The sequence below is a fragment of the Mycobacterium asiaticum genome (genome assembly GCF_001673635.1).
GTDB classification, from domain to species: domain Bacteria; phylum Actinomycetota; class Actinomycetes; order Mycobacteriales; family Mycobacteriaceae; genus Mycobacterium; species Mycobacterium asiaticum_C.
Window position 1 is genome coordinate 1 of sequence record NZ_LZMH01000018.1, and the last position, 21164, is coordinate 21164.

25 protein-coding genes are annotated in these 21164 nt (G+C 65.8%); 11 read left to right on the top strand and 14 right to left on the bottom strand.

Features of this window, described 5'->3' with window-relative positions; all coding sequences use genetic code 11:
* A partial coding sequence (locus tag A5645_RS04545; protein WP_155767847.1) for a PPE family protein occupies positions 1 to 1025 on the bottom strand: 1025 nt, incomplete at its 3' end.
* Between the two features lie 175 nt (positions 1026 to 1200).
* On the opposite strand from A5645_RS04545, the gene A5645_RS04550 reads away from it, so the two are divergent.
* The 5 genes from A5645_RS04550 to A5645_RS04570 are packed head-to-tail and all read left to right on the top strand — an operon-like array spanning position 1201 to position 5466.
* Positions 1201 to 1695, top strand: a complete 495-nt coding sequence (locus tag A5645_RS04550) for a carboxymuconolactone decarboxylase family protein (RefSeq protein WP_065036056.1) — start codon at positions 1201 to 1203, stop codon at positions 1693 to 1695.
* Positions 1692 to 3050: a type I glutamate--ammonia ligase gene (locus A5645_RS04555; protein WP_065128617.1), complete on the top strand. Its 1359-nt coding sequence runs from the start codon at positions 1692 to 1694 to the stop codon at positions 3048 to 3050. Before A5645_RS04550 ends, A5645_RS04555 begins: the two co-directional genes overlap by 4 nt.
* Positions 3047 to 4183 carry an amidohydrolase family protein gene (locus A5645_RS04560; protein ID WP_065128601.1) on the top strand — a complete coding sequence of 379 codons (1137 nt, stop codon included), beginning with the start codon at positions 3047 to 3049 and terminating at the stop codon, positions 4181 to 4183. Before A5645_RS04555 ends, A5645_RS04560 begins: the two co-directional genes overlap by 4 nt.
* Positions 4184 to 4198: 15 nt before the next feature.
* Positions 4199 to 5032: a lysophospholipid acyltransferase family protein gene (locus tag A5645_RS04565; RefSeq protein WP_065118864.1), complete on the top strand. Its 834-nt coding sequence runs from the start codon at positions 4199 to 4201 to the stop codon at positions 5030 to 5032.
* Complete coding sequence (locus tag A5645_RS04570) at positions 5032 to 5466, top strand: SRPBCC family protein (RefSeq protein WP_065036059.1); 435 nt, start codon at positions 5032 to 5034, stop codon at positions 5464 to 5466. Before A5645_RS04565 ends, A5645_RS04570 begins: the two co-directional genes overlap by 1 nt.
* On the opposite strand, the gene A5645_RS04575 is transcribed toward A5645_RS04570, so the two are convergent.
* Together A5645_RS04575 and A5645_RS04580 are read right to left on the bottom strand one after the other, a co-directional pair.
* Entirely contained in the window at positions 5463 to 6041 is a 579-nt protein-coding gene (locus A5645_RS04575; protein WP_065128602.1) for a dihydrofolate reductase family protein, read from the bottom strand. The genes A5645_RS04570 and A5645_RS04575 overlap by 4 nt on opposite strands.
* Before the next feature lie 29 nt (positions 6042 to 6070).
* Positions 6071 to 6529: a nuclear transport factor 2 family protein gene (locus tag A5645_RS04580; RefSeq protein WP_065128603.1), complete on the bottom strand. Its 459-nt coding sequence runs from the start codon at positions 6527 to 6529 to the stop codon at positions 6071 to 6073.
* Between the two features lie 147 nt (positions 6530 to 6676).
* Here A5645_RS04580 and A5645_RS04585 point away from each other — a divergent pair, with 147 nt between their 5' ends.
* Positions 6677 to 8545, top strand: a complete 1869-nt coding sequence (locus A5645_RS04585; protein WP_065128604.1) for a potassium transporter Kup — start codon at positions 6677 to 6679, stop codon at positions 8543 to 8545.
* Here the strand turns inward: A5645_RS04585 and A5645_RS04590 are convergent.
* The 7 genes from A5645_RS04590 to A5645_RS04620 all read right to left on the bottom strand — a co-directional run bounded on the left by A5645_RS04590 (position 8520) and on the right by A5645_RS04620 (position 13649).
* Positions 8520 to 9869: a cytochrome P450 gene (locus A5645_RS04590; RefSeq protein WP_065128618.1), complete on the bottom strand. Its 1350-nt coding sequence runs from the start codon at positions 9867 to 9869 to the stop codon at positions 8520 to 8522. The genes A5645_RS04585 and A5645_RS04590 overlap by 26 nt on opposite strands.
* 2 nt (positions 9870 to 9871) lie before the next feature.
* Positions 9872 to 10294, bottom strand: coding sequence for a lipoprotein LpqH (locus tag A5645_RS04595; protein WP_065036063.1), 423 nt, complete (start codon positions 10292 to 10294; stop codon positions 9872 to 9874).
* Between the two features lie 43 nt (positions 10295 to 10337).
* Positions 10338 to 11189 (bottom strand): SDR family oxidoreductase, encoded by an 852-nt coding sequence (locus A5645_RS04600; RefSeq protein WP_301336979.1) that lies wholly within the window; start codon positions 11187 to 11189, stop codon positions 10338 to 10340.
* Positions 11190 to 11201: 12 nt separating this feature from the next.
* A complete protein-coding gene (locus A5645_RS04605; RefSeq protein WP_065036359.1) occupies positions 11202 to 11666 on the bottom strand; it encodes an SRPBCC family protein in 465 nt (154 codons plus the stop codon).
* Between the two features lie 51 nt (positions 11667 to 11717).
* Positions 11718 to 12134 carry a transglycosylase family protein gene (locus A5645_RS04610; protein WP_065036398.1) on the bottom strand — a complete coding sequence of 139 codons (417 nt, stop codon included), beginning with the start codon at positions 12132 to 12134 and terminating at the stop codon, positions 11718 to 11720.
* Positions 12135 to 12253: 119 nt separating this feature from the next.
* Positions 12254 to 12781: a chorismate mutase gene (locus A5645_RS04615; protein ID WP_081288157.1), complete on the bottom strand. Its 528-nt coding sequence runs from the start codon at positions 12779 to 12781 to the stop codon at positions 12254 to 12256.
* Positions 12782 to 12803: 22 nt separating this feature from the next.
* Positions 12804 to 13649 carry an alpha/beta fold hydrolase gene (locus A5645_RS04620; RefSeq protein WP_065128607.1) on the bottom strand — a complete coding sequence of 282 codons (846 nt, stop codon included), beginning with the start codon at positions 13647 to 13649 and terminating at the stop codon, positions 12804 to 12806.
* A gap of 76 nt (positions 13650 to 13725) precedes the next feature.
* On the opposite strand from A5645_RS04620, the gene A5645_RS04625 reads away from it, so the two are divergent.
* Positions 13726 to 14328: a lipoprotein LppJ family protein gene (locus A5645_RS04625; protein WP_253866848.1), complete on the top strand. Its 603-nt coding sequence runs from the start codon at positions 13726 to 13728 to the stop codon at positions 14326 to 14328.
* 78 nt (positions 14329 to 14406) lie between these two features.
* Here the strand turns inward: A5645_RS04625 and ag85B are convergent, their stop codons facing one another.
* Positions 14407 to 15384 (bottom strand): diacylglycerol acyltransferase/mycolyltransferase Ag85B, encoded by a 978-nt coding sequence (gene ag85B / locus A5645_RS04630; protein WP_065036362.1) that lies wholly within the window; start codon positions 15382 to 15384, stop codon positions 14407 to 14409.
* A gap of 573 nt (positions 15385 to 15957) precedes the next feature.
* Between ag85B and A5645_RS04635 the strand changes: the two genes are divergently transcribed.
* Complete coding sequence (locus A5645_RS04635; protein ID WP_065128620.1) at positions 15958 to 17097, top strand: DUF7159 family protein; 1140 nt, start codon at positions 15958 to 15960, stop codon at positions 17095 to 17097.
* 3 nt (positions 17098 to 17100) lie between these two features.
* Here the strand turns inward: A5645_RS04635 and A5645_RS04640 are convergent, their stop codons facing one another.
* From A5645_RS04640 to A5645_RS04650, 3 genes are read right to left on the bottom strand one after another with little or no spacing between them, the layout of a single operon-like run.
* Positions 17101 to 17649: a YceI family protein gene (locus A5645_RS04640; protein WP_253866849.1), complete on the bottom strand. Its 549-nt coding sequence runs from the start codon at positions 17647 to 17649 to the stop codon at positions 17101 to 17103.
* The gene (locus tag A5645_RS04645; RefSeq protein ID WP_065128608.1) at positions 17646 to 18659 is read right to left on the bottom strand and encodes an alcohol dehydrogenase; all 1014 of its coding nucleotides are present in this window, start codon (positions 18657 to 18659) and stop codon (positions 17646 to 17648) included. Before A5645_RS04645 ends, A5645_RS04640 begins: the two co-directional genes overlap by 4 nt.
* 24 nt (positions 18660 to 18683) lie before the next feature.
* Positions 18684 to 19970 carry a cytochrome P450 gene (locus A5645_RS04650; RefSeq protein ID WP_065036364.1) on the bottom strand — a complete coding sequence of 429 codons (1287 nt, stop codon included), beginning with the start codon at positions 19968 to 19970 and terminating at the stop codon, positions 18684 to 18686.
* Positions 19971 to 20205: 235 nt separating this feature from the next.
* Here A5645_RS04650 and A5645_RS04655 point away from each other — a divergent pair, with 235 nt between their 5' ends.
* The 3 genes from A5645_RS04655 (at position 20206) to A5645_RS04665 (ending at position 21162) form a co-directional block, all read left to right on the top strand.
* The gene (locus A5645_RS04655) at positions 20206 to 20613 is read left to right on the top strand and encodes a hypothetical protein (protein ID WP_065036365.1); all 408 of its coding nucleotides are present in this window, start codon (positions 20206 to 20208) and stop codon (positions 20611 to 20613) included.
* Positions 20610 to 20882 (top strand): hypothetical protein, encoded by a 273-nt coding sequence (locus A5645_RS04660; RefSeq protein ID WP_065128609.1) that lies wholly within the window; start codon positions 20610 to 20612, stop codon positions 20880 to 20882. The genes A5645_RS04655 and A5645_RS04660 overlap by 4 nt, the downstream gene beginning before the upstream one ends.
* Before the next feature lie 61 nt (positions 20883 to 20943).
* Positions 20944 to 21162, top strand: coding sequence for an Rv1893 family protein (locus A5645_RS04665; RefSeq protein WP_065036367.1), 219 nt, complete (start codon positions 20944 to 20946; stop codon positions 21160 to 21162).
* Positions 21163 to 21164 lie beyond the last annotated feature (2 nt).

Sequence of the window (21164 nt, forward strand, 5' to 3'; positions counted from 1 at the left end):
CCGGCCGACGCGAGCGGGGCCGCCGCCACGGGCAGCGCGGCGGCCAGTGCGGCGGGCTGACTCGTCAAGGTGAACACCTCAGCCAGATGGGTGGGCCAGTCGAACAATTCCAGACTGACCAGGTATTGGATGGCCAGCACCGGGTTCGTTTGCAGGAAGACGAAGAACTGCTGGAAATCCTCGCTCAGCTCCAGCGTCCGGGCAACCCAGAACGCCGCGACGGTCGGGTCGGTGTAGTCGTCGTAGTCCAGCCCATTGAGCGTGCCCTGCAACGGGTTCCAGTTGTAGCCGAAGTTCCGCAGGATATTGGCGACGAAGTTGTCGAGCACGTTGTCGACCACCGGATCGTGGGCGACGGTGTCGTTGCCGATACCGAACTGCTCGAGAATCGCGTCGAGCTGCGGGTTGTTGACCAGGTTCTCGAACTGGTCGAACGGGTTCAGTTGTGGGTTGCCGATGAAATTCTGATAGGCCTGCACCACGTTCTGCAGTGACTGGTCGATTTGCTGCACGATCTTGGGCGGGGGCGGCAGTTGGGGCGCGGCCGCCAGCGCCGCATCCGAGGCGCCCTGGTAACCGCTCATCGTGGTGGCGGCCTGGACCCACATCCGGGTGTAGTCGGCTTCGTTGACAGCGATCGGAATGGTGTTGACGCCAAAGAAGTTCGTGGCCAACAGGGCCGCGTGGGTGGCGTGGTTGGCGGCCAGCTCGGCCAGCGTCGGCATCGCCGCCAACGCCGTCGCATAGGCACCGGCGACCGCCTCGGCCCGGGCCGCGGTTTGCGAGCTCGCGGCACTTGCCTCCTGCAGCCACGCTAGATACGGAAGGTGCGCGGCCGCATACGATTCGGCGCTGGGACCGTGCCATGCCCCGCCCTGCACCGCGGCCAGCACCGCCAGGAGGTCGTCCGCCGCCGATTCGTATTCGGTGCTCAACGTCGCCCACGCCGCCGCGGCCGCCAACACGGCGCCCGGACCGGGGCCACTGCTCAGTAGCGCCGAGTGCACCTCCGGCGGCGAGGCCATCCACACCGGATTCGCGCCGGCAACCCGGCCCTCAGCCCCGGACGATTGCACGGCGACACCCCATCCCGATCGAAATATTTGAACTTTCTATATAATGAACATGATTTTCATTTGCGGCAAGTTTGGGGGTGCCGTCGATACCGAATGCCGAGGTGCGCGGGCGTACCATCTCGCCATGAGCCGAATCGGAACTTTCGCAGATGACGACGTTGCTGGCTGGGTCCTCAAGTCCCCCGAACTCGGCGGCGCGATGGCCAATTTCAGCCGCGCCGTGTACACCAGCAACCGGCTGCCATTGCGCACTCGCGAGATCGCGCGTGCCGTGATCGCCAACAACAACGAGTGCATCGTTTGCGCCAACACCCGCGACGCCGATGGGCCGGCGGCCGGGGTCGACGAGGAGCTCTACGAACACGCCGCCGAATGGCGCACCTGGCCGGGGTACAGCGAGCAGGAGCGGTTGGCGGCCGAATTCGCGCACCGGTTCTCCACTGACCACACCGTCCTGCGGGACGACGAAGACTTCTGGGCGCGGGCCGCGGAACACTTCACCGAGGAGTTGCTGGCCGACCTGGCCATCTCGTGTGCGCTGTGGGTGGGCATGGGCCGCGTGCTGCGGACCCTCGACATCGGCCAGGCGTGCAAGCTGACCCTGCCCAGCCGGGCCTGACGACGACGCGCCCGCCCACGCCGGCGGGTGCGATCGGCTGGCTCGAGGCCCAGGGCGTCGACACCGTCATCGGCACCGTCGTGAACCCCGCGGGTCTGACCCACGCCAAGACGGTGCCGGTCCGCCGGATCAACGCCTTCGCCGATCCGGGGCTCGGGGCCAGTCCGTCATGGCACGCGTTCGCCATCGACCAGACCGGCATCGCGTTCACCGACAAAGTCGGCGTGGTCGGCGATCAGCGCCTGCGGATCGACCTGACCGCCCTCCGCGTTCTCGGTGACGGCCTGGCTTGGGCGCCAGCGGAATTCTTCGAACAGGACGGTTCTCCCGTTGAGCTGTGCGCGCGAGGCACACTCAAGCGGGTCGAGAACGCGCTGGGCGAGGCCGGTATCGATGCAGCCGTCGGCCACGAGCTCGAATTCGTTCTCGTCGACCCGCACGGCGACCGCCTGCCCGCCACATCGTGGGCCCAGTACGGGCTCGCCGGTGTCCTCGAGCACGAGGCCTTTGTCCGCGACGTGACCGTCGCCGCGACGTCGGCGGGCGTCGCGATGGAGCAGTTCCATCCCGAATACGGGGCGAACCAGTTCGAGATCTCCCTGGCCCCGCGCTCACCGGTGGCCGCCGCCGACCATCTGGTCCTGATGCGGATCATCGTTGCCCGCGCCGCCCGCCGGCACGGATTGCGGGTCAGCCTGTCGCCGGCACCCTTCGCCGGCAGCGCCGGATCCGGTGCGCATCAGCATTTCTCGCTGCGAAGGCAGGAACGGCCGCTGTTCTCCGGTGGGACCGGACCTGGCGGCATGACCGGGGCGGGCGAGGCCGCGGTGGCGGGGGTGCTGCGCGGCCTGGCCGGCGCGCAGGGCCTGCTGTGTGGTTCCATCCTTTCCGGGTTGCGGATGCGGCCCGGGAATTGGGCCGGGGCGTATGCCTGCTGGGGCATCGAGAACCGTGAGGCGGCGTTGCGATTCATCGAGGCCGGCCCCGCCAATCCGCACGGCGGCAACGTCGAGGTAAAGATCATCGACCCGTCGGCCAACCCCTACTACGCAACGGCGGCCATTCTCGGGCTCGCACTCGAGGGCATCAAAACCGACGCGACGCTACCGGCGCAGACGACGGAAGATCCCGCCCTGCTCTCGGCGGCGGAGCGGGTCGCCGCGGGGATCGCGCTGCTACCCGATGTCCAAACGGAAGCTATTGCCGCGCTTGATGCGTCGACTCTGCTGCGGTCGATTCTGACTGACTCGGTGGTCGACATGGCGGTCGCGGTGCGCACGATGGAGCACGACCGCTACGGCGGGCTCGACCCCGACGCGCTGGCGGACAAGTTCCGGATGGCCTGGAGCCTATGACCGCACCACTGCCGGATACGCAGCTCGCCCAGCACGTCCAGCAGGTTGCGCTGATCGATCAGCACCTGCACGGCTGCTGGTTGAGCGCGGGGGACCGCCGCCGGTTCGAGAATGCCCTCAACGAAGCCAACACGCAGCCCCTCGCCGAGTTCGACTCGGGTTTCGACACCCAACTCGGTTTCGCGCTGCGCAGCCACTGCGCCCCGGTGCTGGCCCTGCCCAGACACGTTGACGCGGAGGCATATTGGGCACGCCGTTGCCAGTTGAGCGAACCCGAGCTGGCCCGCCTGTTCCTGCCGGCCGCCGGGGTGAGCACCTGGCTCATCGACACCGGTCTCGGCGATGACATCAGTGGTGTCGCGCAGTTCACCGAGCTGAGCGGGGCTCGCGCGGAGGAAATCGTCCGCCTCGAGCAGGTCGCCGAGGAAGCCGCGCAGGCCCCCGGCGACTACACCGGAGCCTTCGAAGAGATCCTGCACCGGCGCGCCGCCGCGGCTGTTGGCACCAAGTCGATCCTGGCCTACCGCGGTGGGTTCGAGGGTGATCTGAGCGAACCGTCACCGGCGGATGTCGAACAGGCTGCGCGACGCTGGCGCGACGCGGGCGGGCGCCGCTGCACCGATCGGGTGCTGCTGCGCTTCGGCCTGCACCAGGGACTGCGGCTGGGCAAGCCGCTGCAGTTCCATGTCGGCCTGGGCGATCGGGATTGCGACCTGCACAAGACCAATCCGCTGCTGCTGCTTGATTTTCTGCGCCAGTCCGCAGACACCCCGATCGTATTGCTGCACTGCTATCCCTACGAGCGCGAAGCCGGCTACCTGGCCCAGGCGTTCAACAACGTCTACCTCGACGGCGGGCTGACGGTGAACTTTCTCGGCGCCCGGGCACCGGCGTTCGCCGCCCGGCTGCTCGAACTCGCGCCGTTCCGCAAGATCCTGTACTCGTCCGACGGCTTCGGGCCCGCGGAGCTGCATTACCTCGGCACCGTCCTGTGGCGCAGGGCCATTCACCGCGTCCTGCAGGGCTTCGTCGACAGCGGGGACTGGTGTGAAAGCGACGCAATTCGGGTAGTCGATCTCATCGCACACGACAACTCCGCCCGCGTCTACCAGCTGGACGCCGGCCCACGCTAGGACAGGATCTCCGACATGGGCGTCTTCGGCGAAGCCATGGAGTGGGCCCGCAAGCAGGTCACGTCCAGGGTTCCCAAAGCCGATTTGGACCAGCGCGACCCCGACTACATCCGCGACCAGCTGCCCGGCACCTGGCTGCTCGCCTCGCTGTACTTCCGCGCCGACGTGCGCGGGCTGGACCGTATTCCGCCCGAGGGCCCGGTGCTGCTGGTCGGCAATCACAGCGGCGGTAACGTCCCGCCCGACACCTTCGTCTTCACCCTCGCGTTCTGTTCCTACTTCGGTGTGGAGCGCCCCTTCTACCAGCTGGCCCACAACCTCGTCGTCTCCGCGCCGCCACTGGGCTGGCTGCGCAAGTTCGGCACCGTCGCCGCCAACCACGAAAACGCCCGTCTGGCGCTGGAATCCGGGGCCGCCCTGCTGGTCTATCCCGGCGGGGACTATGAGGTATTCCGGCCGTCGTGGGAGCGGCACAAGGTCGACTTCGGCGGGCGGATGGGTTACGTGCGACTGGCCCGTGAGGCCGGCGTGCCGATCGTTCCGGTGGCCAGTGTGGGCGGCCAGGAGAGCGCCTTGTTCCTCAACCGCGGCCAGTGGCTGGCCAAACTTCTGATGGCGGATAAGTTGTTGCGGCTCAAGAGCATTCCGATATCGCTGGCGCTGCCGTGGGGGCTGAACATCAGTGACCTGGCGGGACACATTCCGCTGCCCACCAAGATCGTCATCGAGGTGCAGGAGCCGATCGAGGTCGACGGCGATGACCAGGCGGTGCACGACAAGGTGATGGAAAGTCTGCAGGGCGGCGTCGATCGGTTGGCCGCACAACGTCGCTTCCCGGTGCTGGGCTGATGCGCGTCGAACGCCGGTGTGTGGTCAAGGCCGACCGCGATGCGGTCTGGAAGATCGTCAGCGACCCGGACACCTACCCGTCTTTCATGAGCAACCTCGAGCGCTGGGAGTCGGCCAACGACCAGCCGCCGGGCGCCGGCGCCCGCTACATCGTGCACTGGAAGATCGGCTCGGTACCCGTCGGCGGGCTGATCGAAGTCGTGGAATTCGATGACAATCGCGACGTGGCGTTCGTCGGTATCACCGGAATCACGTTGCGCGGCCGGATTCGGCTGCGCGACGGCGGGGACGGCGAGACCAAGGTGACGTTCCGGCTGTCCTATCAGGCGCCGGGCGGCATCTTCGGCTACATCGCCGATCGCATCGCGGTGCGCCAGGTCGGGCGCACGCTTTCCGAGACGCTCAAGCGGCTCAAGGTGCTCGCCGAGTCCTAGTTGTACTGCCCAGGGCGCTTTGTCTCGTAGCGCAGCAGGACCGTGCCACCCGGGAAGGTGCGATTCTCCAGCAGCCGCAGTGAGATCCAGGACGGCAGGGCCGGAAAGAACGGGGTGCCGCCGCCCACGGCGGTGGGCGCCAGCACGATCCGGTATTCGTCCACCAGTCCGGCCCGCACTATCGGTGCGGCCAGTGTAGCGCCGGCCACCTCCAAACTGCCCTCCGTTTCGGCCTTCAGCCTCCGCACCACCTCGACCGGGTCGCCGCGTTCCAGGCGGGAGTTCCAGTCGACGGACTCCAAAGTGCGCGAGAACACGACCTTGGGCATGTCGCGCCAGATCCTGGCGAAGTCAATGATCATCGGGCTGGCGTCCGGGGCCTGGTCGGCGGTAGGCCAGTACGCGGACATCAGTTCGTAGAGCCGTCGGCCGTAGAACGACAGGGTGGTCTCGCGCTCGAAGTCGTTCCAGTATTGGTGCAGTTCTTCGCTCGGCGCGCTCCAGTCGATGCTGCCGTGTGCGTCGGCGATGTAGCCGTCCACCGACACGTTGAAGCCATAGATGAGTTTGCCCATGCAGACCAGACTGCCCCGTCGGCGCGTTGCTAGACGAGGGCGGTGGCGTCGAAGATCCAGGAGGTGTCGCCTCCGGCCAGGTTCTGGAAGTGATTGGGCGGCGCGAAGGCGACCAGGCTGTTGAAGTCCCAATAGTCCTTCCAGACAGTGATTTTGCCGTCCAGCACCTTGTGCACGGTGACGAACCGCAGCACGCCCTTTTCCCCGGTCTGGAAGGTCCAGGTCTCCGAATGCTCGTAGATGACGTCGGAGTCGTTCGACACCAGAACACCATCGTGGTTTTCGTACGCCGCGAGTGACTCGAGCCCGATCTTCAGCCGGGTCACGATGTCGTCGGGACCGCGAGCGGCCAGTGCCGGGACCGGCATGTCGACGTAGAGGCAGTCATCCGATAAAAATGACTTGACCGCGTCCCAGTCCCGTCGCGAAAGTGCCTGCCACAACCCAATTACCACATCTGCGGGAGCGGACGTCGAAACCTCTGTCATGCCGTCAATAAACCCTGCCGCCCGCGACGGTGTCAACCGGCGGCCTCCACCGACTTGGCCACGGCCACTGGACTGGTTCGGCCTTTATCTGGGCTGAACTGCGCATAGGATCCTGCTGTGAAACCAGATTCCACAACGGGAATAACTATGGGCGCTGTGGTCGGCGCACTCGGCGTGGTGTTCGGCGATATCGGTACCAGCCCCATCTACACGATTCAGACCGTGTTCAACCCCGAGGACCCGCATCCCGTGCCGATCAGCACGGAAAACGTGTACGGCGTGGTATCGCTGATCTTCTGGTCGGTGATGATCATTGTGACCTTCACTTACGTCACCCTGGTGCTGCGCGCCGACAACCACGGTGAGGGCGGCATCATGGCATTGATCACGATGCTGGGTCGCGGCGTCGAGCGCCGCACGGTCGCTGCGCTGAGTCTATTGGGCATCTTTGGTGCCGCGCTGTTTTTCGGTGACAGCATGATCACCCCGGCGATCTCGGTCCTGTCGGCAGTGGAGGGCGTAAAGGTCATACAGCCACACTTCGATTCGTGGGTCGTGCCGATCACCGCGGTGATCATCGTCGCGCTGTTCGCGGTGCAGCGCCACGGCACCAGTGCTGTCGGCCGGCTGTTCGGACCGGTGATGATCGTCTGGTTTACCGCGATCGGCGCGTGCGGCGCGCTCGGGATCGCCGATCACCCCGAGATCCTCAAGGCGCTGTCACCGGTATATGCGGTCAAGTTCATGGTCGGGCACTTCCACTTCGCCTTCTTCTCCCTCGCCGCGGTGGTGCTGGCGGTGACGGGCGCCGAGGCGCTCTACGCCGACTTGGGACACTTCGGCCGGCGGGCGATCACCTCGGGCTGGATGCTGCTGGTACTGCCCGGCTGCACCCTGAGCTACCTCGGACAGGGCGCACTGGTGCTCGGCGACCCGAGGACCGCGAGCGCTCCCTTTTTCCTCCTGATCCCCGACTGGGCGCGACTGCCGATGGTGCTGCTGGCGACGGCAGCGACCGTGATCGCCTCGCAGGCCGTCATCACCGGGGCGTTCTCGGTGGCGTCCCAAGCCGCTCAGCTCGGCTATCTGCCGCGCCTGCGGATAGCCCACACGTCCGCCTCGACGATGGGGCAGATCTACGTGCCGTGGATCAACGGCTTGCTATTGGTCGCGGTGCTGACCCTGGTGTTCGCTTTCCGTAGCTCGGCTGCACTGGCCTTTGCCTTCGGCATGGCGGTCACCGGCACCATCACCATCACCACCACGCTGTTTCTCTACATCGCGCGCACCAGATGGAAAACCCCGCTGTGGCTGATCGTGCTCGGTGGCGGCGCCCTGCTGACGATCGACCTGATGTTCTTGGCGGCCAATTTGACCAAACTGGTCCATGGGGCGTGGCTGCCGCTACTGATAGCGCTGGTCGCTTACACCGTGATGACCACCTGGCAGCGTGGTCGCGAAATCGTCACTCGCACAAGAGAAGAAGCCGAAGGGCCGCTGCGTGAATTCGTGGACGGCCTTGCCACTCACAACCAGCCGGTCACCAGGGTGGCAGGCACCGCCATCTTCCTGAACCGCGGGAAGCATTCCGCGCCGCTGGCGATGCGGGCCAACGTCGAGCACAACCACGTGCTCCACGAACATGTGGTGGTCCTTGCAATCGTCACCATGCCGGTGCCACGGGTGCCCGAATCCGATCGCAACGAGGTCGACGCGCTCGGCTACGCCAAAGACGGAATCATCCATGTGACAGCGCAATTCGGTTATATGGAAACCCCGAAAGTCCGCGACGCGCTGAGCCTGTTGGACCCGAGTGAAACGGAAGGCCAGATCGACCTCGACGAGGCCTCGTACTTCCTGTCCAAACTCGAGCTGGTCAAAGGCTCGGCACCGACCATGGCGGCCTGGCGCAAACGCCTCTTCATCGCGACGTCGTACGCCACAGCCGATGCCGCCGAGTATTTCGGGCTACCCCCCGAGAGCACCGTCATCATGGGTTCGCGGATAGAGGTTTGAGATCCGCCATCGAGGCGGCACCTACGCGGGCCGGGTCCAGCGTCACCGGCAGCGTCGACCAGCCGCGCAGCACCCGGGTGGTTCGACGGGTGCCGCCGCCCGCGGCCCGCGCCTCGGGGAAGCGGTCGAAGAAGGTGCGCAGCCCGACTTCACCCTCGGCGCGGGCGAGGGCGGCGCCCAGGCAGAAGTGCCGGCCGGTCGAGAACGACAGATGCTTTCCGGCATTGGGGCGTTCGATGTCGAAGCGGTGCGGGTCGCTGAACACCGCCGGGTCGCGGTTGGCGGCGGCCAGATAGATCACCACCACCTCGCCCCGCTTGATGGGTACCCCGGCCACCTCGACGTCGTTGCCGGCCACCCGGGCGGTGAGCTGTACCGGCGAGTCGAACCGCAGAATCTCCTCAACCGCGTTGGGCCACAATTCCGGACGGGCCCGCAGTGTCTCCAGCTGTTCGGGATGGTCCAGCAACAGCCGAATCCCGTTGCCCAGCAAGTTGACTGTGGTTTCGAATCCGGCGACAAGCACCAGACCGGCAACCGCCTGCAGTTCCGTCTCGTCGAGGTAGCCGTCGGTGTCAGCGCCCTCGGCCGTCTGGATCAACTGACTCATCAGGTCATCGCCCGGGGCGTGCCGCAATTGGCGCAAATGCTCGACGAGCCAGGTGTTGAATCCCGCCACACCGCGCTGCACCCGCTGGTACTGCTGCCAGGGGAGTCCGACATCCAAGCTGGGAGCGGCCAGTTCGCCGAACTCCAGCACCCGGCGCCGGTCGTATTCCGGCACCCCAAGGATCTCGCTGATGACGGTGATCGGAAGCTGCGAACAGTACCGTCCGACGATGTCAACGGCGCCGGGCCGCTCGGTGAGTTGGTCGAGCAAGCCGACGGCCGTCTGCTCGACCCGGTCGCGCAACGCGCTGACCGCCCGCGAGGTGAAGACCGCGGAGACCGTCTTGCGGTAGCGGGTGTGGTCGGGCGGCTCGACCGCCAGCAAGGACGGTGGCCGCATCGGATGCAGACGATCGTCACGGGTACGCCGCTCCAGCCAGCGCAGCGGTGCCGGCAGATTATCGCCGAACGCAATGACGTGAAAGTCTTCCGAGCGCAACAGATCATGCGCCAGGCGGTGGTCGACGGCCATGTAGTTCGCCCGGTTGCGCACCAGCGGACCGTGCCGCTGCACCTCGTCGTAGAACGGCACCGGGTTGTCACCCAGTGTCGGGTCGGCGATCAGGCGGGCCTGCAGGTCACCCCGCCGGATCCCGACCGTGGCGATCCCGCGGATCACCCCGTGCATGGCGAACCAGTGCAGTCTGTCCTTCACCGTCAGCACTCGGCGCTGATCTTGAAGTCTGTCGTCACGACCTTGTTGGGGTTGCTGCTGGCGATGCCCTGGGCGCTGCCCGTAATGGTGTAGCCGTTCTTCGACAAGTCGACGCGCGCGTCCCCGACCCCGCCCTCGTAGTAGCTACCGGTGAATCCGCCCATGTTGCGGATCTTGACGAACTGCGGCAGCACGCGATCCCCGCTCATCAGCACCACCGCCTGCACCTGACCGTCCCGGTCCCGGATGTCGATGGTGCGGTACGACTCGATCTGACTGCATGACGGCGGGCGCGTAGTGAGCGCGTTGCCGTCGATGGTCACCTTTGCGGCATGGCGCGGCACGGTCTGGGTGCCGCCGCATCCCGAGACGGCGCCGGCGACGGCCACCGCGATTGCTGTCACTGCGACCAACCGGTTTTGCACCAGCCACCTCCGTCTCGGCCCCGCTGCGGTATGCAGGAAAACATTATGGCTGTTTCGGGTTCATCCTGGGCAGCGCCTTGATGATGCTTCTACGAACCAACTCGGGGCTGACCCCTTTGAAGCGGTCGATCCAGCGGATGCTGCCGGGGACATACCAGTGCAGGCGGGTGGGATGGTGGTAGGCCCGCCACGCCACCTCGGCGACGCTGGACGCCGGCATGAGCCGGAACATGCCGCGCTTAGGGGCCGCCGCTCGCAACTCCTCGGGCGACATGGTGGCCGGCGCGTCGGCTGAGCCCGTGCCCGAGTGCTGCGGCGTCGAGGTGAGGATGGCGGTGTCGATCAGGCCGGGCAGCACGTCGGCGACCCGCACACCGTGCCGTTCCCACTCGACGCTCAGCGCCTCGGTGAGTCCTTTGACCGCGTGTTTGGTCGCCGAATAGACCGCGATGCGGGGCATCCCGTAGGTGCCCGACGACGACGAGGTGGAGAACATCAGGCTGCCCGGCGACTTCTTGAGGTAGGGCAGCGAACCGTACGCGCCGGCCACCACCGCTTTGAAGTTCACGTCGATGACCCGCATGGCGGCCTCGTAGGGCACGTCCTCGAACCAGCCGCCCTCGCCGATGCCGGCGTTGTTCCACATCATGTCCAGACCGCCGCCGGCATTGCCGGCGCAGAAGTCCGCCAGCGCCGCATCCAGGGCCGCCTTGTCCGTAACGTCGACGACCCGGGTCCACAGTCCCGCGCCCAGTTCCACGCAGAGTGCGGCCAGTCCATCGTCGGTGCGGTCCACGGCGCCGACTCGCCAGCCCTTGCTGTGGAACAGCTTCACGCCCTCGCGGCCCATACCGCTGCCGGCGCCGGTGATGAATATGGTCTTTTGCGATTTGATGTCAGCCGCCCCTCAACCCGCTTCGACCACGTCTTTGATGCGGTTCAGCGTCTTTGTCATGTCCCTGATGTTGCGCCGCCTCCGGAGGAATCCTCCGAACACCAGGTAGAGGTTATTCAACGGGGAAGGGGCTAGGCGAAAGGACTCGGTCACATCGGTGGACTGCCCGTCGGGCCCGGCCGGCGCCAATCGGTAGTGCCAGTTGTTCACCACCCGGTCGCCGAGCAGCACAGCAAACCCGAACTCACGGCCGGGCTCGCACGCCGTCACCTTGCAGGTGGTCCAGTACACCGGGCCGATCTCGTTGCGCCGGACGTGTCCCCGAAAGCGCGCGCCCAACGCCGGCCCGGTCGCGCCGTCCAGCCACTCGGCCTCAAATGTCTCCGGCGAGAAGCGCCCGGTATTTCGAATATCGGCAATCAATTCCCAGATTTTGTCCGCCGGCGCCGCCATATGAACCGTCGCTGAACCCTCCATAGGAGAATCCAAACACGCCGACTGTAACGAAACCAGCCCGGCTGCCGATATTTACTGTTTAGGCACGAACATGCCGATGATCTGAGTCAGGGTCTGCTGTAGCTGCTGACCGGGTTGCGGCACCTGCGCGATTCCCGGCGCCATGCCGCCCGCCTTGGAGCACTTCGGCCAGGCCCCGGGTCCCTGGCCCGCCAGAACACGGTTGGCGACGGCGATTTGTTGCTGCTTAGACGCCTTTGCCGGGTTCCCGACGCCGCCGTACTCCTCCCAGGTGGCCTGCTTTATCTGCAGTCCGCCGTAGGCGCCGTTACCGGTGTTCGCGGCCCAGTTGCCGCCGGACTCACACTCCGCGACGGCGTCCCAGTTCATGGAGTCCGCGTCGGCGACGCCCGTGGAAAGCGACATACCCACCGCTACGAAACCGGCGGTCATAACCGACTTGATGAGGGGCTTTGTGATGTGCGTCATGACCGGCATTTCGCCGGCTGTAGTCAAAGCGTTACCGACTAGAGGAAATTATGAGACCCGTTATCTATCACTTTGAGATTGGCGCAAACCCTGCTCAGCGGGGCATTTCAGGCCGCCGATTACACGTGGCAGTAGGACCGGGTGGCGGTGTTCAGCGCTCGTTGATAGAGGTCGTCGAACCGGCGGGCACGGCTCACCTCGACCCGGGCCTCGTCCAGCCGGGATCCGCACGACGACGAGCGCAGCAAACTCCAATTAAGCGATATCTGAGACAAAATCTTAGTGTTGAGGGTGTCGATCTGCGCCCGCGATGCCGAAAGGTCCTGCGGCGGTGGGGGTGCGCCGGCGGCGTCGAGCTTCCACTGCGCGAATCTGCTGTACTCGATGGCTTCGGTGGCGCCGACCTGGTCGCGGAAGATTTCGACTACGTAGTCCGGGTAGTCGGGGTCGATTTGTAGCGCTTCGGCATCGGCTCGCAGTGTTGCGAGTTCCTGCTCGACGCGAGCCGGATCCTCGATGGGGGTGTGCGTACTCCACTTGTAGGCCGCGACCGGCTCAGCGATCTGCAGTCGCTCGGCCGCCGCGTCGATCAGAACGGTCAACGAGCTGTCGGCCCGCGCCTGCGGCGCGAGGAGCAGCGCGGTCATCAGCGCGGCGACGACGCAGACCTTAACCACTGTGCGCGGGGACCGTCGCTATTGCGTCAATCACGGCCGCCGGCTTGTCCAGGGACACGAAGGTTCTCGCTCCGGGCACCTCGATCATCGTCGAGTTGGCGAACAGGGTGGCCATCCGCCGGCCCAGCGCCGGCTTGAAGCACCGGTCACGCAAGCCCCACACCAGCGTGACGGGCTTGGTGAAGCGCGAGAACCGGGTGGACACGTCGACCAGATCGGTGGCCGCGACGTGACGCAGCAACTCGGCGAGGTCGCCCGCGATGCGCGGGTCGTCACGACAGGGCGCAAGCCACGATTTGGTCAATCCGGCATCGGGATTGCTCAGCAGCAGACCGAACCCCAGCGGCGAGTGGCGCAGCTTGGACCAACCCATCGTGGCGAACAGCGTTCTGATGGATTTCGGGCCGCGCAGCACCGCAAAAACGACATTGAACGGGAATGGCGGAAACTCGTCGAAGGCGTCGCAGTTGGTCAGCACCAGCCGGCCGATCCGGTCGGGATATTCGTCGATGACGAACTGACATAACGCCCCGCCCGTGTCATTACCCACCAGCGTCACCTCGGAGAGATCGAGGGTCACCATGAATTCGTTGATCATTGCGGCGATTCCGCGGGGGGAGAGGTCCGCTCCGTCATTGGCCGCAATAGTGTGCGCGCCCAGCGGCCAAGTCGGCAGAAAGCACCGATAGCCCAGCCTGGCCAGGCCGTCCGCGACACGGTCCCAGAGTCGTTCGTCGGCCAGAATGCCGTGCACGAACAGCACCGGTGGGTGTGGCGATTTCTCCGGACCCACCACTCGGTAGGCAATGGTTGCTTGCGTGAGTGTGGCCTGCGGCATCGCGGTTATCCTTCGAAAGTAACTTACAAACTCTCAGTACGTAAGTTACGTACAGAGTGCATGAAAGTCAATGTCGATGGAGGACAGGGCCATCCACCGCTACCATCCCCGAGACCCGGACTGGCTGCGGACGAACGCGGCCCGGGCATTGCTGGCGGCCGCGCTGGCGATAACGCTGGTCGTGGGCGCGATGTTCGTGTCGGTGGATCGGCTCCATGCCACGCCGGCCGACGCGCTCGCGCGCGCCGATAACGTCTCTGACGACCAAAGCCGAGCCCAGGCGGTCGATGCGGCCAGCCGGGTTGTCGATGTCGGGGGCCTGCGCACGACGACGGCCGGCTATCTTTTGATGTCGTGCGGGGGCCACCAGGACCCGCCGTATCAGGGGGCGATTCATCTGACCTTTGCGCTGCCCACGGATCAGCGCGCCGACACCTACTTCCAGACCGTCGCCGCGGCCCTGCGCTCCGACGGTTGGATCCAGGGATTACCGCCCGGCGGCCATGCGTATGGCTCCACCCTGTCCAAAGACGGTGTCACGGCGGTTCTGTACCGGCACGACGACAATCCGGGCCTGGGCGTGCTGCGCCTCTACGGCGAGTGCCGGAACACGAATGACCATCGCAACGACGCGACGGGTTGGGTCGATGTCACCAACCAGGTCGGCTTGATGCGGTGAAACCCCCGCAAAAGCACTACTGCGCTTGACGGCGGTTGCCGTCAAGCGCAGTAGTTGTAGTGCTGGTGCGGGTCAGCCTCAGCGAGCGCCCAGTGCGCCCTGCAGGTCACCCTTCATGGCGACCAGCTGTGCGCCCCAGTACTCCCAGCTGTGCGTGCCGTCGCTCTGGAAGTTGAACACCGCGTTGTGGCCACCGGCCGCGTTGTAGGCGTCCTGGAACTTCAGGTTGCTGCTGCGGACGAAGTTCTCCAGGAACTCGGCCGGCAGGTTGGCGCCACCCAGTTCGGAGGGCTTGCCGTTGCCGCAGTACACCCACAAGCGGGTGTTGTTGGCGACCAGCGTCCCGATCTGCAGCGTGGGGTCGTTGCGCTGCCAGGCCGGGTCGCTCGACGGGCCCCACATGTCAGAGGCCTTATAGCCACCGGCGTCACCCATGGCCAGGCCGATCAGCGACGGCCCCATGCCCTGGGAGGGGTCCAGCAGCGCCGACAGCGAGCCGGCGTAGATGAACTGAGCGGGGTGGTAGGCGGCCAGGATCATCGCCGACGAGCCGGCCATCGAGATACCGACGGCGGCGCTGCCGGTGGGCTTGACGCTCTTGTTGGCCTGCAGGTAGGAGGGCAATTCGCTGGTCAGGAAGGTCTCCCACTTGTAGGTGGAGCAACCGGCCTTACCACAGGCGGGGTTGTACCAGTCGCTGTAGAAGCTGGACTGACCGCCGACGGGCATCACAACCGAAAGGCCGGACTGGTAGTACCACTCGAAGGCGGGGGTGTTGATGTCCCAGCCGTTGTAGTCGTCCTGGGCACGCAGGCCGTCGAGCAGGTACACCGCAGGAGAGTTGTCGCCACCGCTTTGGAACTGCACCTTGATGCTGCGCCCCATAGCCGCGGACGGCACCTGCAGGTACTCGACTGGCAGACCCGGCCGGGAGAAAGCTCCCGCAGTCGGTGCGCCCCCGGCAAGTCCGATCAGGCCCGGCAGGGCCGCAGCCGCAGCTGCACCGACCAGGAGTCGACGACCCCAGGCCCGTATCTTCCCGCTCACCACTGTCATAACCTGTGCCCCTTTTTCCTTATGTCTCTTGCTCCGGCCAGAACTTACCGTGTGAATAGGCCAAATGTCGATTCGGACGCAAACACATTTCAGTTCGATATCGGTTAACTTCGCGAGCCCAGCAACTGTGTTACCGCGTCCCCGCCGGTTGACCGCATCCGTTATAGCGCGGCGCTGACACGCACAAACGCGACACACGCCGCGGTGTTATCCACGCGTTATGCAGTTGGAATGTGGCGGAGTCGCGGCTGGGAGCAAAACCCTATCGAGTTTGGCTAACGAATTCGGCCGGCGACATCCCGCGACCGTGGCCGCGGCGAGCAACTCAACCCATTATTTCCGTCGGCGTCAGATTTATCTTTGGCCACGTCTCTGTTACTTGAGAGTCACCTGCCGGTTTCCAGACCGGCGCAGCCGAACGGCCGGCGACCGCGTAGGCTCGCTCGGAGCAAGCCGACTTACGACACGCTATCCCCGAGCCGTTTCGGCACTCACGCGTCCCGCACCTGCCCCTTGGTGCGATCGGCATCGCGCAGAGTGCGACGGGCCCGGGAGACGATTGAGGTGCGGGATTTGGATACGGTACTTGGGCTGTCGGTGACACCGGCCGCCGTCGGGTGGATCCTCGCTGAGGGACACAGCGCCGAAGGCGCGATCCTGGACCACCACGAATTGCACCTGCAGGAGGGTGCCGAGGGCAGCCGTCACGTCGGCCAGGGTGTGCGTGTCGTACACACCGCCGAGCAGGTGGCTGCCGAAGTGCTCCGGGCGCGTGACATGGCGCTCGCCGGGGACCGCCGGCTGCGCGTGGTCGGCGTGACGTGGAGCGACGAAGCGTCCGCCCAGGCCGCGCTGCTGTTGGAAGTGCTGACCGACGCCGGCTTCGACAATGTCGTCCCCGTGCGTCTGCTCGATGCGGTCGAGACGCTCGCAGAGGCCGTCGCGCCGGTGATCGGCTACCAGCAGACGGCGGTATGCATCCTCGAGCGCGAATGGGCGACGGTGGTCATGGTCGACACCCATGACGGCGAGACGCAGACGGCGGTCAAGCACGTTCGCGGCGGCTACGACGGTCTGACGTCCTGGCTGACCGGAATGTTCGACCGCAGTTCCTGGCGACCGGGCGGGGTGGTCGTGGTCGGCTCCGAAGGAGATGTCAACGATTTCTCCTGGCAGCTGGAAAAGGTGCTGCCGGTTCCGGTGTTCGCCCAGACGATGGCGCAGGTGACCGTGGCACGCGGAGCGGCGCTGGCGGCGGCCCGCCGCACCGAGTTCACCGATGCCGAACTGATCGCCGATCACGTGGCGCCTGTCGCCGCCGCACCCACGCGGTCGCGGCGGTACGCGGGAGCGGCGACGACGTTGGCCGCGGCCGCGGTGACGTTCGTGGCGTCGGTGTCCCTGGCGGTGGGCATTCAATTGGCTCCCGGCAAGGATGCGCACCCTGTTCATCCCGTAGTGCACAAGTCGACGCCACCGGTAGCGGAGGCCGAAGCGCCGCGACCGGTTGCACCGACCGCGGCCCCGTCGCCGGCACCGCCGCAACAGGAACCCGTGCGGCTGACCGCCGGTGAACAGGTCGACGAATCCGGGCCGGGCGAGCAACCGGGCGGCGAGGTGCCCGAACCGGCGCCCGGCGGTCCGCTGCGGTTGAGCAGAGTGCTCGAGCACATTCCCGGCACGTACACCGAGCCCGGCCGCCCGCCCGAGTAACCCTCAGCCGCCCTTGCTGCGCCTGGCCGAGAAGGCCACCGTCACCTCGTCGGCGACGTGCAGGGATCCGAGCAGCATCGAGTAGGGCTTGACACCGAAATCGGTCTGCCGAACCGTCGATTCGGTTGTCAGCAGCCAGCTGTCGCCGCAATCGTCCACGTGCAGGTCGACATCGTGCGCACGGGCCTTGCCTCTGATGTTCAGCGTGCCGTCCAGTCGGTAGCCGTCCGCGGTCTTCTCGATGCCCTCGGCGGTGAATCGGATCTCGGGAAATCGGTTGGCGGACAGCGACTTCAGCGCGTTCGAGCGCGCCAGCGCCTGCTCCGGACCGGACAGGCCCTTGACGCCCCCGTCACCGCGCAGCACCTGCAGCGAATCCACGTCCACGACCAGCTCTGCCGAATCGGGTTCACCCGCAGCCCAATCGACCCTCGCCTGCCAGCGCGTCATGGCCAGGGTGAGCCGATGACCCATTCGCGCGGCGGGACCGGCTACCCCCGTGCGGACGATCAACTCACCGTCGTCGACGCCCAGCGTCCACGAGTGCGTCACACCGTCAGAACGGTGCGGTAGTGCGCGCGCCCTTGTTCCAATGCGGCGTAGCCCTCGGCGGCCCGCTCCAGTGGCAACTCCTCGATCCACGCCCGCACACCTGAGAGCAACGCGAAATGCATTGTCTCCTCGACGTCTTTGGCGGTCCCCGAGGGATGGCCGATCACGCTCAGCCCCGGGGTGATCAGCTGCACCGGACTGATGGGCAGCGGCTCCGGCGTCACCCCGATGGTGACCAACTCACCCTGGGGGAGCAATCCGCCCACCGTGTCGGCCATGGCCTTTGAGTTTCCAGCGGTGGCAAGCACAACGGTCGCACCGCCCAGGGTGCGCAGCGCCTCGGAGACGTCAACGCTGGTGGAGTCGATGTAATGATGAGCGCCCAACTTCTTGGCGTCCTCGGCCTTGCCGGTGCCGCGCGCGATCGCGATGGTCTCGAAACCCATTGCCCGGGCCCATTGCACCCCTAGATGTCCCAGACCACCGACACCGAGGATCGCAACCCGGTCACCGGGCAATGCCCTGGTGTGGCGCAACGCGTTGTAGGTAGTGACACCGGCACATCCCATCGGGGCGGCTTCCGCGTCGGAGAGCCCCGCGGGGATTCGGGCCAGCGCCGTGGCGGGCACCGTCACCGACTCCGCGTACCCTCCCGGATACTGCCAGCTCGGCACCTTGCCATTGGCGCAGTGGATGAAAGTGCCCTTACGGCAGGGGTCGCAATGGTTGCAGTTGCCCCCGAACCATCCGACGGCAACGCGGTCTCCAACGGCGAACTCTTCGACGTTGTCGCCGAGTTCGGCTATGGTCCCGGCGATTTCGTGCCCGGGAGTCAGCGGCCAGGTCATGCCGGGGAAACCGCCGTTGACAAAGTGGGCGTCGGTGCCACAGATGCCGCAGGCGGTGACCTTGATGCGTACCTCGCCCGGTCCGGGTGTTGCCGTTTCGACTTCGGCGAGTTCCAGAGGTGCGCCCGCGGACGCCACTTGCACAGCCTTATGCGTAGCCATGTGTTTCCTTTTGAGTTGTAAGAGTCAGTGCGACACAGGGCATTTCTCGCCCGAAGCGGTTCCGTCGGTGTGATAGTCGACCTGCCAGTGCTTGATGCCGTTGAGCCAACCGGACCGCAGCCGCTCGGGCTTGCCCACCGACTCCAGGTCGGGCATTGCGTCGGCGATCGCGTTGAACATCAGGTCGATCGTCATCCGGGCCAGGTTCGCCCCGATACAGTAGTGCGCGCCGGTCCCGCCGAATCCGACGTGCGGATTGGGGTCGCGCTTGATGTTGAAAGTGAACGGGTCGTCGAACACGTCCTCGTCGAAGTTGGCTGAGCGATAGACCATTACCACCCGCTGGCCCTTCTTGATCTGCACGCCGGACAGCTCGTAATCCTCCAGCGCAGTGCGCTGGAACGAGGTGACGGGGGTGGCCCACCGGACGATCTCGTCGGCGGTCGTGACCGGCCGCTCCCGCTTGTACAGCTCCCACTGGTCGGGGAAATCGGTGAAGGCCATCATGCCCTGGGTGATCGAATTGCGGGTCGTCTCGTTGCCGGCGACCGCCAGCAGGATGACGAAGAACCCGAACTCGTCGTCGGACAGTTTGTGACCGTCGACGTCGGCTTCGATCAGCTTGGTGACGATGTCTTCACCCGGGTTCTGCGCCCGGTCGGCCGCCATCTGCATCGCGTACATGATCAGTTCGACCGAGGCGGCGATGGCGTCGTTGGTAGCGAACTCGGGGTCCTGGTCGCCGACCATCTGATTGGACCAGTGGAACAACTTCATCCGGTCCTCTTGCGGCACACCCAGCAGGCCGGCGATCGCCTGCAACGGCAGCTCGCAGGAAACCTGCTCGACGAAGTCGCCGGAACCCTGCGCGGCGGCGTTGGCGACGATCCGCTTCGCGCGCTCGTTGAGGTCGTCGCGCAGTCGCTCGACGGCCCGGGGGGTGAAGCCGCGGGAGATGATCTTGCGGAGCCGGGTGTGGTGCGGCGCATCCTGGTTCAGCAGAACGAACTTGCCGCGCTCGATCTGCTCGCCGACGGTGCCGTCCTTATAACGGGGCAAAGCCGTCTTGGCCAGACTGGAGAAGACGTCGCTGCGCCGGGAGATCTCCTTGACGTCCTTGTGTTTGGTCACCACCCAGAAGCCGCCGTCATCGAAACCGCCCGCCCCGTGCGGTTGCTCGTTCCACCAGATCGGCGCGGTGCGGCGCAGTTCGGCCAGCTCTTCAACGGGCAGCCGCTCGGCATGCACGTCCGGATCGGTGAAATCGAACCCCGGCGGCAGGTTCGGCTCGGCTTGCGGTTCGGCTGGCATCGTTGACAAGGCCTACTCCTCGTACACCGTGGTCTAGTTGTTGTCCCGTGCCAATAATCCATTGCTACAGCACGGTTGGGAAGCTCTGAGCGAAAAGAGGTCGAAGCCCAACTAGAACACGTTCCACGCCGACGGGGACGGGAACCGATCCGGGTCTGCCGATCTGCCCTTGTGACCCCTGCAGCAATCGTTATGCTTCTCATCAACCATCGTCGGTGCCACGAAGGAGTACCACATGATTCGCGAATTGCTCACCACCGCTGCGATCGCGGGCTCGGCGATAGTTCTGGCGCCTGTGGCGAGTGCCGACAACGGTCGCTGGGAAGGCGATGTGCCCGGCATGAACTATGACGCCTCGCTGGGTGCGCCGTGCGACAACTACGAGCGCTTCATCTTCGGACGCGGCCCCAGCGGCCAGGCCGAGGCCTGCCACTTCCCGCCGCCCAACCAGTTCCCGGCCGCCGAGACCGGGTACTGGGTGATCTCCTACCCGTTGCGTGGTGTCCAGCAGATCGGCGCGCCGTGCCCCGGCCCGCGTGTCGCCGCGCAGTCGCCGGCCGGGCTGCCGATGCTGTGCCTGGGAGCGCAAGGGTGGCAGGAAGGTTGGTTCACCGGAGCAGGGTTCTTCCCACCCGAGCCGTGACCGATTACCCGGTTCCGCGCTGGCTACGATTCGTCCTTGCGTCCGATCGGGCCGGCTCGGCTTGGTACATCGGCGCCGGCTTCTTCTTCGCGCCGGTGCTGGCCGTGCTCTCGCCCTGGCCGGCGGTGACCACCGCGCTGTGGTGGCTGATCGGGCTGGCCGGCCTCTGGCTCGGCCTCCTGGGGATCGCCATGGCTGTGGGATTGGCCCGAGTCCTGTTGTCGGGCAAGGAAATTCCCGAAGAATACTGGCGCACCCTGGTCGACTAATGACGACTATCGACGGGGTCTAGAGTCATTACAACCGTCCGTCAACGAATAGGAGACACCCGTGGGCTTCGATCCCAAAGATGCCGTGGACGCCGTTCGCGACATCGCGACCAATGCCGTCGAGAAGGCCTCCGACATCGTCGAGCACGCCAGCGACATCATCCGTGGTGACATCGCCGGCGGCGCCAGCGGCATCGTTCAGAATTCCATCGACATCGGTACCCACGCGGTGGACCGGGTCAAGGAAGTCTTCACCGGCAAAGAGGACGATCTGGACTGATC